The following is a 16,079-nucleotide window of genomic DNA, read 5'->3' as shown; positions in this document are numbered from 1 at the left end:
GCGGTCGACGCTCAGCCGACGTGCTCCACGAGTCCCTCGTCCTCGACGAGCTCCAGCGCGAGCACCCGATAGCCGGCGCTCTCGAAGAAGACCGTCATGCGGTCGTCCTCGACGTCCATCACGGTGCCCTCGCCCCACTCGCGGTGACGCACTCGATCGTCCACGCGGTAGGCGCTCTCCTGGCCCGGCGCTTCCGCATCCTGCGTCTCTGCTGCATGGCCTTCCAGGCAGGTGTCGCAGTTGCCGCACGGGTCGGCGAGCTCCTGCCCGAAGTACCCCAGCAGCACCTGCCGGCGGCATCTCCGTGTCTCGGCGTAGCCGCGCAGCATCTCGATGCGCGACTGCTCGACGCGCTGCCTGTCCTCGACGTGCGCGGAGGCCGCGGCCACGGCCTCCGCATCGTCGACGTGGGCGCGGATGGAGGCGCCGCGCCGGTTCAGGCGCACCGATCCCGTGTCGGACAGCAGCGCGAGGAGCGCCACGGTGCGGCGCAGCGGCATTCCCGCGGCGTCGGCCACCGCCTGCCGCGCGTGGTGCCCGTCGCGCAGCGCGCCGAGCACCGATCGGATGTCGTCGGCGTCCGTTCCGCGCGAGGCGAAGAAGCGGCGGATCCCCAGATCCTCCGGCCGGTAGTGCAGCGTGGCGCGTGCGGCGCCGCCGTCACGCCCGGCTCGGCCGAGCTCCTGGTAGTACGCGTCGATCGACTCGGGTGCGTCCGCGTGTACGACGAAGCGCACGTCCTCCTTGTCGATGCCCATGCCGAACGCCGACGTCGCCACCACCACATCGAGGTCGCCGTCGCGGAACTCCTCGTGCACGCGATTGCGCTCGCCCACGCGCAGGCCCGCGTGGTACGCGGCCGCGCGCAGCCCACGCTCGGCGAGCTCCTCCGCGTACCGCTCGGTGTCGCGTCGGGTGGAGGTGTAGACGAGGCCGGGCGAGGTGAGCCCGACCACCTCCTCGACCACTGCCTGGCGCTTGCCGGCGTCGTCGACGTGACGACGGACATCCAGCGCGATGTTGACGCGGTCCATGTCGCCCACGAGCACCAGCGGATCGCGCATGCCGAGGCGCTGCATGATCTCCTCGCGGACGGGTGTGGACGCGGTGGCGGTCAGCGCGACGACGGGCGGGCGTCCGAGGCGCTCGGCGAGCGATCCGATGAGCAGGTAGTCCGGGCGGAAGTCGTGCCCCCAGGAGGTGATGCAGTGCGCCTCGTCGATGACGAGCAGCGAGATCTCGTGCTTCGCCAGCGCGCCGATCACGTCCTCCTTCGCGAGCTGCTCGGGAGCGAGGAGCACGTACTCCGCCTCGCCCTCCTCCAGCTGCCGCCACGCCTCGCGGCGAGCGCGTGCGCCGCGCGCGGAGTTCAGCGCCACGGCATGCGGAGCCGCGGGAGCGTCATCGAGGCCGATGAGCTGATCCTCCTGCAGGGCGATGAGCGGCGAGATCACCACGGTGATGCCGGGGAGCAGCGCCCCCGTCACCTGGTACACCGCCGACTTGCCGAAGCCCGTCGCCCACACCGCCAGGACGTCGCGTCCCTGCGATGCCGCGTCGATCGCCTCGATCTGCTCCGGGCGCAGCTGCTCGAGGCCGAAGCGCTCGCGTGCGGTCTCCTCGATCTCCGCGGTGCGCGGCACGGCGAGGCTCATGCGAAGATCACCGCCATCCCGCTCTCGGGCCGCGCGGGGGTCCGCCGCAGGCTGATCCGCAGGTCCTGGATCGGCACCTCGTAGGGGCGCCCGCTCACGAGCAGCGACAGTGCAGCAGCGATGAGATCCGACGTGGCGAGCTCACCGGGGCACCGGTGGGCTCCGAGCCCCTCCCCCGCTCCCTGCGCGACGATCGCCTTCGGTGAGGCGTCTGCGAACCGGAACGGGTCGAAGGCGTCCGGCTGCCGCCACAGATGGGGCGAGTGGTCCGTGCCGTACAGGTCCAGGAGCATCCACTGTCCGGTCGGGAAGTCCACGCCGTGCAGGCGGAACGGGTCGGTGGCCACGCCGCCGATCACAGGGAAGAACGGGTAGAACCGACGCACCTCGTCGGCCATCCAGCGCGTGCTCGATTCGGCCCCCTCGCCCACGCGCGCCTTCCAGTCGGGATGGTGGTGCAGCGCGTGCGCGGCGAACGCGACGAAGCGGGCGACGGCGACGACCGGGCGCAGCAGGTTCAGCAGCTCCACGGCGGCCACGGCGGTGTCCAGCCGGCGACCACCCTCTTCGTGGTGCGCGAGCCGCCCCACGATCGTGATGTTCTCTCCGCGAGCCCTCGCATCGTCGATGAGCCCGCCCGCCCAGTCCTCCATCCGCCGCCGCCGGGCGCGCGCGGCCCAGTTCGGCGGGCCGACACTCGCGGCGCGGTCGATCATCGAGCGGAGGTCCGCGGCGATCTCCTTCTCCTCGGCCGCGGGGAGCGCGAGGCCCACCCAGCGCAGTGCGGCGCGGGCGAGCGCGACGCTCGCGAGGTCGAGGAGCTGCACCCGCACGCCGACGGACTTCTCCACCTCGGCCTCCCACTCGGAGCGGAAGAGCGAGACGAGCGTTCCGCGACCGCCCTCGGCGAACTCCGACATCAGGGCGCGCCGCTCGCGATGCTGCTCGCCCTCCAGCGTCTGGACGCTCCCCTCGTCCTGGAGGAGGTGCATCGTCGAGCGGGGGATGGCGCCGCTGCGGCGGAAGCCGCCCGCGCCGAAGACGTGGGCTGCCTCCGCTCCGCGCGCGACGACGACCGAGCGCCCCATCAGGCGCGTGCGGAAGGCGTCTGCGCCGACCTCACGGTAGCCGCGGATGCCGAAGGCGTACCCGTCGCGCACGAACCGCAGGGTTGCGTCAGCGGCGAGGGTCGGCACACCCGCCTCTGCCGGGCGGTCGGACGGTCGCGGAACGGCGGAGGCAGAGGCGGTCATGTGTCGAGGGAACCAGGACGCGGTGGCGTCCGCACGGGCTTGACAGCGGATCGCGCGCGGCGCATCGTGGGGTCACCTGTCGGCGGCACATCGCCGACAGGTGTGTCAAGCCCGCTTCCCGCGCGTGGGAGGCGGGCCGACACTGTCTCTCACGCTTCACATGCGTTCGACGTCGTCGTCGAGATCGGAGGCACGAACATGAGTCTGTTGGCCGAACCTGCCCGCGACGGAGCTTCGAGCAGCGGTCGCAGCGCGCCGCCCGGTCGCGTGCTGGGGGCGAAGGTCATCCCCGTCACGCTGACCTGCTATCAGGTGGCCGTCGGCGACGAGGTACGGGGATACCTCTGCTGCGCGAGCGAAGGCTGGGAGTGCTATGCGGGGCGCGCGTTCGCCACCGCGGAGCCCATCGGGTTGCGCAAGACGCTGCGCGACGCGGTTCGCGCGGTGGTCGGCTAACCGCGCCGCTCGTCGTCGACCGCGCCGGTGCCGAGCGCAGCGCCGGCGAGCGACCCCGAGAGCTCGCGACGGGCTCGCTGCCGTTCTGCTCCCGTGCCGCGCAGCAGGATCTCGCGCACGCCGGTCTCCGCCGTGTCGGTGTCGCCGTTCGCGGCGAGCGCGGGCCGGACATGCGCGAGCAGCGCCTCGACGACCTCGGCCGCGGGCGCCGCGCGGCCGGTCCGGGGGTCGACGAGGTCGCCGCGCACCCCCCAGCGTGCGGCCATCCACGCCGCCAGTCGGATGGCCTGCGCGGGCAGCGGGTTCGGCTCCTCGCCGCGCCGCCACTCGGCCACGGCCGTGTCGACGAGCGCGCGGATCAGGACGGCGAGCGTGATGGTGTCCTCGGGATCGAGGCAGACGTCGGCCACCCGCACCTCCACCGTGGGGTGCCGGCGGGAGAGCCGCGCGTCGAAGTAGATCTGCCCGTCGTCCAGGATGCCGCCGGTCGCGAGGAGCGACTGCACGAGCTGTTCGTACCGCTCCGGAGAGCCGAGGACCTCGAGGGGCCCCGCGGTCGGCCAGAGGTGCCACACCACATGCCGATAGCTCGCGAAGCCGGTGTCGGAGCCGTCGCGGAAGGGCGAGTTCGCGCTCAGGGCGAGGATGACGGGAAGCCAGACGCGGATGCGGTCGAGCACCGCGACCCCTTCCCCGGCGTCGTCGATCGAGACGTGCACGTGCAGGCCGCACTCGAGGGTTCCCTGCGCCATCCCCCGGAAGCGCTCCAGCACCGCCGCGTACCGCGGGCCCACGCTCAGGTGCGTGCGCTGCGGGACGGGAGACGTCGCCAGCGCGACCGCGCGGGCGTCGAGTTCGCGCGCCAGGCCATCCGCCGTCTCGCGGCCGGCGCGCACGGAGCCGCGCAGCTCGTCCGCGGTGCGGCAGGGCTCGACGACGACCTCGACCATCTCCTGCGCGACCTCGGAGGTCAGGGCGAATCCGCGCAGCTCGCGCTCACCGGACTGCGCCAGGATCTCCGGCGCGAGCGGCCGCGGTCGCCCTGTGTTCGCGTCGACGAGCAGCAGCTCTTCCTCCACACCGAACGTCCTCATGCTCCGAGTATCGGGTCGCACGGACCCCGGACGCACGCGCTTGCCAGGGGCGAGCCGCATCGGGTAACGCCGATGCGCCTCGCCCGGTGCGATGCTTCTCGAAGCCACAACCCAGGAGGAGCGCATGCCCCGATCCAGCTTCCCCGGCGGGACCTCCGTCAGCCTGCTCGACATCTATGCGGATGCCGCGCCGGACGGCATCTGCGGCGGCAGCCCGCATCTGCACCTCGTGTCCACCGAGGCGTACATCGTCGTGGCGGGGCGGGGCGCGCTCCAGACCATCGACTCGTCGGGCTTCCAGGAGACTCCGCTGACGGAGGGCGTCGCGGTCTGGTTCACGCCCGGGACGATCCACCGCGCCGTGAATCACGACGGCCTCCGCGTGGCCGTGCTCATGAGCAACGCCGGTCTGCCGGAAGCGGGCGACGCGGTCCTCACCTTCCCTGCCGACGTCCTCGCCGACCCCGAGGCGTATGCGCAGGCGGCCGATCTCGGCGCCCACGAGAACCGAGCAGAGCGCGCCGCCCGACGCCGCGACCTGGCCGTGACCGGCTTCACCGACCTGCGGATGGCCGTGGAGGCGGGAGACGGATCCGCGCTGGCGGCCTTCCACGAGCAGGCGGGCCGGCTGGTGCAGGAGCGGTCGACGGCGTGGAGCGAGCTCGTCGCCGAGGGTCCGCTCGCTCTGGCGCAGCAGAGCCTCGATCTCGTCACCGCGATCGAGGACGGCGACACCCGCCACCTGTCGGAGGCGCGCGTGCGATCCGCATCGACGTTCTCCGAGCCCGGCTACGGAATGTGCGGGCGGCTGCGCCCGTTCGACGTCTCCGGCTGAACCCGCTCTCAGGGGTGTCGCGGGCACCGTGAGAGAATCGAGGGTTGCCGCATCCGCGGCGAGCGCCCGGGAGCGGGCGCGGGCGAGAGGATCGGAGCGGCCGACGTGAGCGGAGTCTCCCGGGATGCCGCACGCCTCACGGAGGCGCGCGAGGGTGCCGCGCTCGGCCTCGTCCGCAGCCGCTGGGCGCCGCTCATCATCGCCGTGTTCCACGCCTCCTTCTCGCAGGAGGTGAAGCGGGTCCGCGCGGAGCGCCTGCACGTCCAGGTCGACACCTACCTGCACGAGCTGCGCGACGCGGGGTTCGAGGTGCCGGCGCAGGAGGAGGGCCGCGCGCTCTGCCTCTCGTGGATGCGCAGCCAGTGGCTCCGTCGGGTTCCTCTCGACGACGGCGGCGAGGCGTACGAGCTCACCTCGCACGCGCTGGCCGCGATGCGGATGCACAGCGAGCTCTCCCGCGAGCGGGCCCTCCTCAGCGAGTCGCGGCTCACGACCATCCTCGACGCGGTGCGCCGCTGGGCGACGGAGGCGAACCCCGACGAGACCGCCCGCGTCGCAGCTCTCGACGCCGAGATCGCGCGCCTCTCGGCCGAACGGGATCGACTGGTCTCAGGCGGCGAGGTGGCCGTCGCCGACGACGAGCGCATGCTCGGCGGCTACGCCGACCTCGTCGACCTCCTCGACCAGCTTCCCGGCGACTTCCGCCGCGTCGAGGAAGCGCTCGACGCCATCCACGATCAGATGGTGCGCGACTTCCGCGCCGAGGAGCGCCCCAAGGGCGAGGTGCTCGGGGACTACCTCGCGGCCAGCACCCGGCTGGCCTCGCAGACGCGCGAGGGAAGAGCCTTCCAGGGCGCCCTCACGGTTCTCGGCGACGAGGAGCTCCTCGCGACGTTCCGCGAGGACCTCCGCGCGATCATGACTCACCCGTTCGCGCGCGACCTGTCCCCGGAGGACCGCGTCGCCTTCGTGAACGCCGACGCCGTGCTGCGGCGGGGTCTCCGCGACGTGCAGACCCGCCAGCAGCGCGCCTCGCAGTCGCTCGCGGAGTATCTGGCCGCCTATGACTCCATGCAGGAGCGCGAGCTCACCCGCACGCTGCGGCGCGTGGAGCAGGAGCTCGCGGTGTGGATGGAGACCGCCCGCGCGCGCGACACCGTCCCGCTGCCGTGGATGCCCGCGCGTCTGGAGATGGAGCACCTGCGCACGCGCTTCCACGACCCGAGCCGGGAGCGGCCGGCCCCGCCGCTCGAGGACGTCTCGGACCAGGCGCCCCCGCCGCCGTTGCTCGACGACGTGCGCCGACAGGGCGGTCCGCTCCTCGGCGAGGTGCGCGCCGCGCTCGCATCGGCGGCCGCTGGTGGCGCGGAGACGCTGTCGGAGGCGTTCAACGCGCTCCCCGCCGACCTGCGCCGTCCCGTCGAGGTCTTCGGCGTCGCGCACCTCGCCGCCGAGCACGGCCTCCCCGCCGGGCTGGCGGACGACGGCGGAGTCGTCCGGACGGTCCGCCCCGACGGCACGGTGCGCGCCTTCGCACTCCCCGCCCTGCAGCCCCCGACCGAGACACCAGGAGACGGCCATGACGACGCCTGACCACGGCTCAGCGGAGAACGCCTTCGCGGACGACGCCTTCACGGTCGCCGACCCGATCGAGGACGCTCCCGACGACACCCGGCTGTCGCTCTTCGAGGGCGACGAGGGGATGCTCACACTCGAGCAGCGCCGGTGCCTCGTCGTCGTGCTGAAGCACCAGATCGTCACCGACGACCGCGACGAGTGGCCGGTGCTCGTCCGCGACGCGCGGCTCATCCGCAGCCGCCTCAACGACCTCTTCCTCGACCTCGTGATCGACCGCGACCGCGGCGTCGCCTACAAGGTGCAGATCCGCGCCGACGCGTCGGGCCACGTGCCCCCGCTCCTGCGCGACACCGCCTACACGCGCGAGGAGACGGTCCTCCTCGCGCACCTGCGGCAGCGCCATCTCGCCGAGCGCGGCAGCGGCCATCCGCACGCGCACATCGACCGCGACGACTGCCTCGCCGCGGTGGCCCAGTTCCGCCCCGCGACCGCGACCGACCGCTCGGGCGACGAGAAGAAGGCCGGCGCCGCGGTCGATGCCCTCGTGAAGGCCGGCATCCTCGTGAAGGCCGACGGCGACGACCGCTTCCTCATCTCCCCCGTCATCGAGACGCTGCTGCCGATCGACCGGCTGCGGGTCATCCAGGAGTGGCTGGCCGAGCAGAACCGACCCGAGAACGCGCTGCGACGACGCGACGAGACGCTGCCGGATGAGCCGGAGGATGCCCTGCAGGACGACGAGGACGAGGAGGACGCCGCGTGAGCGACCTGCTGATCGCCGGCTACGACGACGAGACCGCTCAGTGGCGCGCGAGCCACCTGCAGGTGCTCAACTGGGGCGGGTTCCACGGCCACCACCGCGTCGACTTCGACCGCGAAGCCACCCTCATCTCCGGCGGCTCCGGCACGGGCAAGAGCACGCTGCTCGACGCGTACATCGCGCTCATGATGCCGGCGACGGTGCCGTTCAACGGCGCCTCGAACGACGCGACGATCGGCCGGGCCCGCGGCGCGGATCAGCGCAACGTGCTGACGTACCTGCGCGGCAAGCGCGACAGCGTCCGCGACGTCGAGCGCGTGCTGCGCGGCGACGGCGCCAGCGTGTGGGGCATCATCTCGATGACGTTCGTCGACGGCTCCGGCCGTCGGTACACCGCGCTGCGCACGTACTTCGCCCCGGCGGGAGCGCAGCGGAGCACCGAGGTGCGCTCGCGACACCTCACCCTCGAGGGCGACGTGCACCTCCCCGAGCTGGCCGAGTTCGCGGATGGCCGCTTCGACCCGCGCGCGATGCGGGCGCGGTTCTCGACGCTGCGGTACCACGAGACCACCCAGGACTTCCTCGCCGCGGTCGCCGCGCGCCTGGGGATCGGCGAGGGCGGCAACAGCGACAACGCGCTGCGCCTCCTCTCCCGCATCCAGGCGGGGCACCAGGTGCGCACGGTCGACCGTCTCTACAAGGAGATGGTGCTGGAGGAGCCGACCACGTACGCCGCGGCGGACGCGGTGCTCGCGCAGTTCCAGGCCCTGAAGCAGAGCCACGAGAGCCTCGCCGCCGACGAGGCCAAGGAGCGCATGCTCGCCGACATCGGGCAGCTGCACGACGAGTACGAGAGCGCCCGCGGCCGCGTCGCTCGCCTCGACCGCTACGACCTCATGCACTCCGACGAGGCATCGCCGTTCCGTCGCTGGGCGGCGGAGACCGAGTACCGCCTGCTGCTCGAAGCCGAGGAGGCGAACAAGGCCGCGCGGGAGACGCAGAAGGAGTCGCTCGCCGTCGCGCGTGCGGCGGAGACCGCCCTCGCCGTCGAGGTCGAGGACCTCAAGGAGCAGCGCGCGCAGAACGGCGGCGACCTGCTCGCGCGCCTCGACGCGCGCATCGCGGATGGCCGTGCTCGCGTCGCGCGGGTCGCGGACGCCCGGCGCACCCTCGAGGAGCGGGTCGCCGGGCTCGCCGCGGACCTCACATCCGCGGAGTCGCTGCGCGCAGCGCGAGAGGGCGCGGCGTCGTTCCTCGCGGAGGTCGACGACCGGCTCGGGGAGCTGAAGCGCCGGCGCGACGAGGACGTGCTCGCGGTGGGCGACCTCACCCGCAAGCGCCGTGCAGACCTCGCCGAGCTGGAGTCGCTGCGCGGCCGCGACAGCCTCGTGCCCGACGCCTACGACCGCATCCGGCGCGACATCGCCGAGGCCTGCGGCATCGATGCGGCCGACCTGCCGTTCGCCGCCGAGCTCATCGACGTCCACCCGGATCACGAGGCCTGGCGCCACGCGGCGGAGGTCACGCTGTCGGGCATCGGGATGACCCTCCTCATGGACGCGCGCCGGCAGCCGCAGATCCGCGAGGCGATCGAGTCGCTGCGGATCAGCCGGCGCATCCGCTTCGACGGCGTCGACCTCGCCGAGCGCGCGGAGACCCCGACCGACGCGCGCTGGATGTCCGGCCGCCTCGTCTTCAAGGACTCCCCCTTCACCGACTGGGTGAAGCGCCGGGTCGTGGCGGGCGACCACCTCTGCGTCGACGGCCCGAGCGAGCTGGGCGGCGACGAGCCGAAGGTCACCGTGAACGGCCAGACCTCGCACGGTCGCCGCGGCGCTCATGGCCGCGACCCGCGCGAGCGCTCGATCCTCGGCTTCTCGAACGAGGCGCGCCGCAGCGAGATCGAGGGCGAGATCGCGACCGCCACCGCGCGGATCGCCGAGCACGAGGAGTCGCGGGCCCAGCACGAGCGCGAAGCAGACGAGGTGCAGCGTCTCGCCGAGGCCTACCGCCGCGTGCAGGACGTCGAGTGGGAGTCGATCGACGTCGCGACCGTCGAGCGGGAGGTGAGCGACCTCGAGGCGCAGCGCGGGGCCATCCTCGACCGATCGGATCTGCTGGGCGAGCTCGACGCGCGCCTCGTCGACGCGGCGGAGCGGCTCGAGGCCGCCCGCAGCGAGCGCTACCGGCGCGCGGCCGACCTCGAGGACCTGGAGCGGGTGTGGGGCGGCATCGTCGATCGTCAGGACGCGGTCGCCGCCGAGCGCGACCGCCTCGACGTCGTCCTGACCGACGAGGACGCCGCGCACCTGGACGCGGAGCTGCGGCGCATCGAGCCCGACGTCACGGCCGAGCGGTTCGCGAAGACCCTGCCGCGCCTCATCGACGAGCTGCAGCTCGACGTGCGCCGTGCGCACGCCACGCTGGACGCCGCCGCCGCATCGCTCGAGCGCATCTTCGCCGCGTACAGCGAGAAGTGGCCGGACCCGAACCGCGGGACGACCGTTGAGGCGTACGACGAGTTCGCGGCCATCCACGAGGAGATCGCCCACCACGGCCTCTCGCAGCACCGGCTGGACTTCCGCCGTCACCTGCAGGAGGTGAGCACCATGGACCTCAAGATGCTGAGCGACTCGTTCGGGCACGCGCTGCTGAGCATCGAGGAGCGCCTCGAGCCGGTGAACGACATCCTCCGCGACCTCCCGTTCGCCTCCGATGACGACCGGCTCCGCATCGAGATGCGGCACCTGCACCCGGAGCGCATCGAGGCCATCCGCACGCAGCTGAAGGAGCTGTCGGCGGAGGTCACCGGCGAGTGGACGGCCGAGGAGGCCGACCGGCGGTTCGCCCGGCTGCAGGAGTTCATCGACCTCATCGACAGCTCGACGGGCAACCCGCGCCGCGACGAGGTGCTCGACGTGCGACGCCATATCGAGATCACCGCGAGCCGCATCGACGCCGAGGGGCGCGAGGTCAGCACCTATTCCACGCTCGGCGACAAGTCCGGCGGCGAGTCGCAGGAGCTCGTGGCGTTCATCGTCGGGGCCGCGCTGCGCTATCAGCTGGGCGATCAGACCCGCTCCTGGCCGCGCTTCGCGCCGGTCTTCCTCGACGAGGGATTCGTGAAGGCCGACAGCGCGTTCACGGGGCGCGCCATCCGGGCCTGGCTGGGGCTCGGCTTCCAGATCGTCGTCGTCGCGCCCCTCGACAAGGTCAACACCCTCGAGCCGCATATGGGCCTCAATCTCTCGGTGACGAAGAACGAGGCGGGCTACTCCTTCGTCACGGCCTTCCGCGACGCCGCGGAGGAGGTCGCCTGATGTCCGGCTCCTCCTTCCTGCGCGACTTCCTCCACGTCCAGCCCGCGCGCGGAGAGTGGACCGTGGCCGCGAAGGCCGCCCTGTCGGCGCTGCTGCCGCTGCTCGCGCTCTGGGCGACGGGCCGGCTGGACTGGGCGATGTACGCGTCCTTCGGCGCCATGGCGTGTCTCTTCGGGCGCACGCTGCCGCTGCCGCAGCGCCTGCGCGCGCAGGGCGAGGCCGGCCTCACGCTCGTCGTGGCCATCCTGCTCGGCGTGACGGTCGGGCTGTCCCCCGTCCGCGAACTGGTGCTGATCCCCGTAGCCGCCGTCTTCGCCACCGGGATGGCCGTGGTCGCGCACCGACGCAACTGGCACCCGCCGGGGGTGCTCTTCCAGGTCTTCGCGCTCGGAGCGACCGCCTCGACCCCGCATGTCGTCGCGGATCTCCTCCCCGGGGCCCTGGTCTCCCTCGCCGCGGTCGCGCTGTCCCTCACGCTGACGTATCTGACCTCCCTCGCTCGCCACCTGTGGCGCCGCCGCGGGGGCCGCACCACGCCGGCGTGGCCCCGACGGACTCCGACTCCGGGAACCCTGCCGGGCGACGGTCCGGAGTGGCCGCTGCGCCACTATGTCATCCGGTACGCGGCCGGCATCGCGCTCGCGGGCGCCCTCGCGACGGCCGTCGGCGTCGGCCACCCGTACTGGGCGATCGTGTCGGTCGTCGTGCCGATGGCCGCCCCTTCCGCCGGCGCCCGCACCCTCCGCGGCGTGCAGCGCGTCGTGGGAACGCTCGCCGGAGTGCTCGTCACCTGGGTGCTGCTGTCGTTCTCGCCATCGCCGCTCGCGCTCATCCTCATCGTCACGGCGATGCAGGTCGGCGCCGAGCTGTTCGTCGCGCGCAACTACACCATCGCCCTGCTGTTCATCACGCCGCTGGCGCTCTGCATGGTGCAGCTCGGGCATCCGCTGCCTGTCGCGCAACTCGTCTCGGACCGTGCGATCGAGACGGTGCTGGGCGTCGCGGTCGCGCTGGTGCTCACGCTCGTCACGCGCGAGCGGCGCCAGCGCGGCGACGCCGACTGAGGGCGCTCAGTCGACGGGGCAGACGGCCTTGTCGGCGACGACCTCGTGGAGCTGCTTCGCGGTCCACGGCAGGCCGAACTCCGGCTGCTTCTCGCCATCCGCTGCCGGGGTCTTCGATGCGATCGCCGCCAGCTCCTTGGCGAGCGCGTCGACGAGGTCGGCGCCGGCAGCGGAGTTGTTGAGCGTGACGGCGACGGTCATGCCCGTCTCCGGGTCGGCGTAGACGCTCGTCAGGTACCCGAGCGAGGCGCCCTTCTGGCCGACGAGGCTGCCCGCGATGTACGCGCCGCTCACGTAGGAGTCATCGCCGGCGGGAAGCGCGTTCTGCCACCGCGAGGTCAGCTCGCCGTCGTCATCCACCGCGTTCAGCGCCAGGTACTGCCCGAAGCGCGCCAGATCGCCGATCGTGCTCGTCGCACCGGAGTCGGTGAAGCCCATGCTCGAGGACGCCTCGGTGACGTCCTTCGGCGCCGAGCACGCGGCCTCGCGGTCGTCACCCGAGGAGAGCCATCCGGGCAGGGCGGGGTCGCCAGGCGACACGTCGCGAGGCGCCGGGAGCGATGTGCCGCCGAGGTTCAGCTCGTCGACGAGCTGCTCCTCGAACAGGTCGTCGGCGCTCTCGCCGCTCGCGGACTCCAGCGCCATGCCGAGGAGGAGGTAGGCCGCGTCGGAGTCGCGCACCTCCACGCCGGGACGCTCGCGGTCGGCCATCCCACTGGCGGCGAGCTCGCGCGGGTTCCAGACGCGCAGGGGCGTGGCGGCGAACTGGGCGGCGAGCCGGTCGCGCCCGTCGCCGAGGCCCGACGTGCCGTCGCACAGCTGCTCGAGGGTGACGTCGGAGAGACTCCCGACGCTGGTGACCCACTTCGTCAGCGGGTCGTCGAGCTCGACGGTGCCGTCATCGGCCATCCGGTGCAGCACGTCGCACGTCATGGCACGGGTGACCTCGCCGATCCGGAAGCGCATGTCGGTGGTGACCGGCTCGTCGGAGTCGGGACCGGTCGTGCCGATGCCCTCGACCCAGGCGCCCGCCCACGGGATCCACACCGCGGCCAGCGCGCCGGGAGCGCCGGCCGCCTTCATCGCGTGATCGACGGCGGACTCGAGCTGCTCGACGGTCTTCTCCGGCAGGTCGGACGACGCGATCGGAACCTCGGAGCCGGCGACGGCGGCGCTCGCCGTGCACCCCGTGGCCATGAGCGCGATCGCGACGGCTCCCGCGAGAGCGGCGCCCGCTCGCCGCAGTCTCGTGCGCACCGTGGATGTCTGCATTCCACAACCCCCCAGTTGCTCTGCGTCCGAGTCTAGGCGGCGGGTGCGCACCTTCCCGGGAGGGTTGCAGAACCGTGACGTTGCGTATACCGGTGCGCCCCTGCCCTGCCCGGCATGTCCCACTTATGCACCCCATCCGCCACGTTTGACGTGCACAAGTGGGACATGCCGGGCAGGCGGAGGGCGTCAGTAGCGGGCGGCGGATCGCATGCCGGCCGCGTCGCGCTCCCACGCCGCGCGCATGAAGCGGCGCACGTCCTCATCCACCCGGATGTCGGATGGCCGCAGCGGCCGGGTGAGGTAGAGCCCGTCGAGCGAGGTGAGACGGCTGAGCGCGACGTAGGTCTGCCCAGGGGCGAACGCGCCGGAGCCGAGGTCGATGACCGCCCGGTCGTACGTCTTGCCCTGCGACTTGTGGATGGTCACCGCCCACGCCAGCCGCAGCGGGAACTGCGTGAACTCCGCCACGACGTCGCGGCTGAGCTTCTTCGTCGCCGCATCGTAGGAGTAGCGGTGCTTCTCCCACACGGTCGGCTCCACGTCGAACTCCTCGCCGTCGACGTCCACCCGCACGGAGTCGCCGAGGATGCGCGTGACCGTGCCGATCGTGCCGTTCACCCAGCGCGGGCCATCCGGACCGGCGATGTCGTTGCGCAGGAACATCACCTGCGCCCCCACCTTCAGCTTCAGCTCGTCGTCGGCGGGGTACACGTCGCCGCGGCCGAAGTCGCCGCTGATGTCTGCCTTCGCCGTCTGCTCCCGCCCCTTCAGGGCCGCGAGGTGGGTGGCGTTGATCGCGTTCACGCGGTCGTTGCGGGTCGCGAGGGTGATGACGGGGTCGGATGGGTCGGACGGCGGCGTCCGCGCGCCCGCCCGGTTCAGCTTCTCGGCGACGTCGGCCGTCACGCGGCCGTAGCGCACGGCGTTCAGCATGGCCTTGAAGCCGTCGTCGGACTGGCGATGGATGTGCGTCAGCTCGCGGATGTGCAGCTCCGCCCCGTGCCGGCCGAGGTCGATGAGGCCATCGCCGCCGGGCTCGACGCCCGCCCACACGTGCGCGTCGAAGAACCAGAAGGAGCGGTAGTGGTCCTGGATGTACCGTGCTTCGTCGCCCCGCGGCGGCACCGGCGCCAGCTGATACGGGTCGCCGAACATCACGACCTGCACGCCGCCGAACGGCTCGCGGCGGCGCCCGCGTGCCTGCCGCAGCGACCGGTCGATCCCATCCATGAGGTCGGCGTTCACCATGGAGATCTCGTCGATGACGAGCGTGTCGATGGCGTTCAGCAGCTTGCGCGTGGCGTCGCTCTGCTCGAGGTCCTGATCGGCGATGAGGCCGATGGGGAGCTTGAACAGCGAGTGGATGGTCTGGCCCTCGACGTTGAGGGCGGCCACGCCGGTGGGCGCGCAGATCGCGATCTGCTTGCTCGTGTGCCAGGTCAGGTGCCGCAGCAGCGTGGACTTGCCGGTGCCGGCGCGCCCCGTGATGAAGACATGCTCGCGCGTGTCCTCGATGAGGCGGAACAGGGCTTCCTGCTCCGCCGACAGAGCAGGTTCGGTCACCCTCCCATGGTACGAAACGCACCGGGGCGCGGCCTGCGCCCTCCACATGCCGCGACCGGCGTGCGCCCATGCAGGATGTGCGCGGGTGCGCGTTCTTAGACTGGCGGCATGGAGCAGGCGACCCCGGACAGCGCCGTCGCGGCGCCCGCGGTCGAGAGCGCCGCGCTTCCGGCGCGCCGGGAGCGGGCGCGCAGGCGCGGACCGCGGACGGCTGAGGCCGTCGGCTTCGTCGTCATCGGACTGCTGCTGATCGCCGCCATCGCGGCCGGTTTCGGGTCGCTCTACCGCGCGTTCTGGGGGCCGGAGGCGTTCGTCGAGCGCTACGTGGCACTTCTCGCGGATGGCCGGGCCGCCGATGCGCTGCGGGTCCCGGGTGTCGCCGTCGACTCGGCGGATCTCGAGGCCGCCGGCATTCCCGCGACCGTGAGCGACGCGCTGCTGCGGAAGTCCGCGCTGCCGGACGACCTCGGTGACGTCGAGGTGGTCGGCTCGCACCGCACCGGCGACGTCGTGGAGGTGACTGTCACATACCGTGCGGAGGGGGCGGACGGGCGCTCGACGTTCCGCGTCGAGCAGGACGGCTGGTCGGGGGTCGTGCCCGCCTGGCGCTTCGAGACCACGCCGCTCGCCGTCGTCGACGTCACCGTCCGCGGCTCCATGCGCTTCACGGTCAACCGCTTCGAGCTCGACAAGCGGCAGGTGTCGGCCGACGGGGTGGAAGCTCAGCCGCTGGATCCGGTGCCGCTGCTCGTCTTCACCCCCGGCGCCTACCAGGTGTCGGTGGACACGGCGGCTGCGGAGGCGGAGCCGGTGCGCGTGCTGGCCGAGGTGCCGCTGCGGCCGGTGCCCGTCGAGGTGCAGGCGAGCCCCACCCCCGAGTTCAACGACATCATCACGGAGCAGGTGCACGCGTTCCTCGACCGCTGCGCGGAGCAGCAGGTGCTGAAGCCCGCGGGATGCCCGTTCGGCTACGAGACGTACGAGCGCGTCCTCACGCCGCCGGTCTGGTCGATCGTGACCCAGCCGAACGTCTCGGTCGTGCCCCATGAGGCCTACTGGGCGATCGCGCCGGCCGGCGCGATCGCGCGCATCGAGATGGACGTGGCGTCGATCTACGACGGCTCGGTGTTCCACATCAGCCAGGACGTGACGTTCACCGTCGACGGGACGATCGACGTCCTCGCCGACGGGTCAGCGGCCATCCGCATCGGCTCGCCGGACCGCTGACC

12 protein-coding genes are annotated in these 16,079 nt (G+C 72.5%); 7 read left to right on the top strand and 5 right to left on the bottom strand.

What is annotated here, in order from left to right:
- Window positions 1-11: 11 nt before the first annotated feature.
- Together QWJ90_RS10530 and QWJ90_RS10525 are read right to left on the bottom strand one after the other, a co-directional pair.
- On the bottom strand, window positions 12-1,655 hold the full coding sequence (locus QWJ90_RS10530; protein WP_290107771.1) for a RecQ family ATP-dependent DNA helicase: 1,644 nt from the start codon (window positions 1,653-1,655) through the stop codon (window positions 12-14).
- Complete coding sequence (locus tag QWJ90_RS10525) at window positions 1,652-2,908, bottom strand: cytochrome P450 (RefSeq protein ID WP_290107770.1); 1,257 nt, start codon at window positions 2,906-2,908, stop codon at window positions 1,652-1,654. Before QWJ90_RS10525 ends, QWJ90_RS10530 begins: the two co-directional genes overlap by 4 nt.
- Window positions 2,909-3,106: 198 nt before the next feature.
- On the opposite strand from QWJ90_RS10525, the gene QWJ90_RS10520 reads away from it, so the two are divergent.
- Entirely contained in the window at window positions 3,107-3,364 is a 258-nt protein-coding gene (locus QWJ90_RS10520; RefSeq protein WP_290107769.1) for a hypothetical protein, read from the top strand.
- Here the strand turns inward: QWJ90_RS10520 and QWJ90_RS10515 are convergent.
- Complete coding sequence (locus QWJ90_RS10515; RefSeq protein ID WP_290107767.1) at window positions 3,361-4,458, bottom strand: carboxylate-amine ligase; 1,098 nt, start codon at window positions 4,456-4,458, stop codon at window positions 3,361-3,363. The two genes, QWJ90_RS10520 and QWJ90_RS10515, sit on opposite strands and share 4 nt — an antisense overlap.
- A gap of 124 nt (window positions 4,459-4,582) precedes the next feature.
- Between QWJ90_RS10515 and QWJ90_RS10510 the strand changes: the two genes are divergently transcribed.
- The 5 genes from QWJ90_RS10510 to QWJ90_RS10490 all read left to right on the top strand — a co-directional run bounded on the left by QWJ90_RS10510 (window position 4,583) and on the right by QWJ90_RS10490 (window position 12,015).
- Window positions 4,583-5,293 (top strand): cupin domain-containing protein, encoded by a 711-nt coding sequence (locus QWJ90_RS10510; protein WP_290107766.1) that lies wholly within the window; start codon window positions 4,583-4,585, stop codon window positions 5,291-5,293.
- A 105-nt stretch (window positions 5,294-5,398) separates the two neighbouring features.
- Window positions 5,399-6,886 carry a DUF3375 domain-containing protein gene (locus QWJ90_RS10505; protein ID WP_290107765.1) on the top strand — a complete coding sequence of 496 codons (1,488 nt, stop codon included), beginning with the start codon at window positions 5,399-5,401 and terminating at the stop codon, window positions 6,884-6,886.
- The gene (locus tag QWJ90_RS10500) at window positions 6,873-7,634 is read left to right on the top strand and encodes a DUF4194 domain-containing protein (protein ID WP_290107763.1); all 762 of its coding nucleotides are present in this window, start codon (window positions 6,873-6,875) and stop codon (window positions 7,632-7,634) included. The genes QWJ90_RS10505 and QWJ90_RS10500 overlap by 14 nt, the downstream gene beginning before the upstream one ends.
- Window positions 7,631-10,951, top strand: a complete 3,321-nt coding sequence (locus QWJ90_RS10495) for an ATP-binding protein (protein WP_290107762.1) — start codon at window positions 7,631-7,633, stop codon at window positions 10,949-10,951. The genes QWJ90_RS10500 and QWJ90_RS10495 overlap by 4 nt, the downstream gene beginning before the upstream one ends.
- Window positions 10,951-12,015 carry an FUSC family protein gene (locus QWJ90_RS10490; protein ID WP_290107761.1) on the top strand — a complete coding sequence of 355 codons (1,065 nt, stop codon included), beginning with the start codon at window positions 10,951-10,953 and terminating at the stop codon, window positions 12,013-12,015. Before QWJ90_RS10495 ends, QWJ90_RS10490 begins: the two co-directional genes overlap by 1 nt.
- 6 nt (window positions 12,016-12,021) lie before the next feature.
- Here the strand turns inward: QWJ90_RS10490 and QWJ90_RS10485 are convergent, their stop codons facing one another.
- Window positions 12,022-13,287 carry a serine hydrolase domain-containing protein gene (locus tag QWJ90_RS10485; protein WP_290107760.1) on the bottom strand — a complete coding sequence of 422 codons (1,266 nt, stop codon included), beginning with the start codon at window positions 13,285-13,287 and terminating at the stop codon, window positions 12,022-12,024.
- 186 nt (window positions 13,288-13,473) lie between these two features.
- The gene (locus QWJ90_RS10480) at window positions 13,474-14,850 is read right to left on the bottom strand and encodes an ATP-dependent DNA helicase (RefSeq protein ID WP_290107759.1); all 1,377 of its coding nucleotides are present in this window, start codon (window positions 14,848-14,850) and stop codon (window positions 13,474-13,476) included.
- Between the two features lie 108 nt (window positions 14,851-14,958).
- Here QWJ90_RS10480 and QWJ90_RS10475 point away from each other — a divergent pair, with 108 nt between their 5' ends.
- Window positions 14,959-16,077 (top strand): hypothetical protein, encoded by a 1,119-nt coding sequence (locus QWJ90_RS10475; RefSeq protein WP_290107758.1) that lies wholly within the window; start codon window positions 14,959-14,961, stop codon window positions 16,075-16,077.
- Window positions 16,078-16,079 lie beyond the last annotated feature (2 nt).

Origin of the sequence: Microbacterium oryzae, from assembly GCF_030406385.1 — a bacterium.
Classification (GTDB): domain Bacteria; phylum Actinomycetota; class Actinomycetes; order Actinomycetales; family Microbacteriaceae; genus Microbacterium; species Microbacterium oryzae_A.
The sequence above is the reverse complement of the archived record's forward strand: the minus strand, read 5'-3'. Positions and strand labels throughout refer to the sequence as shown.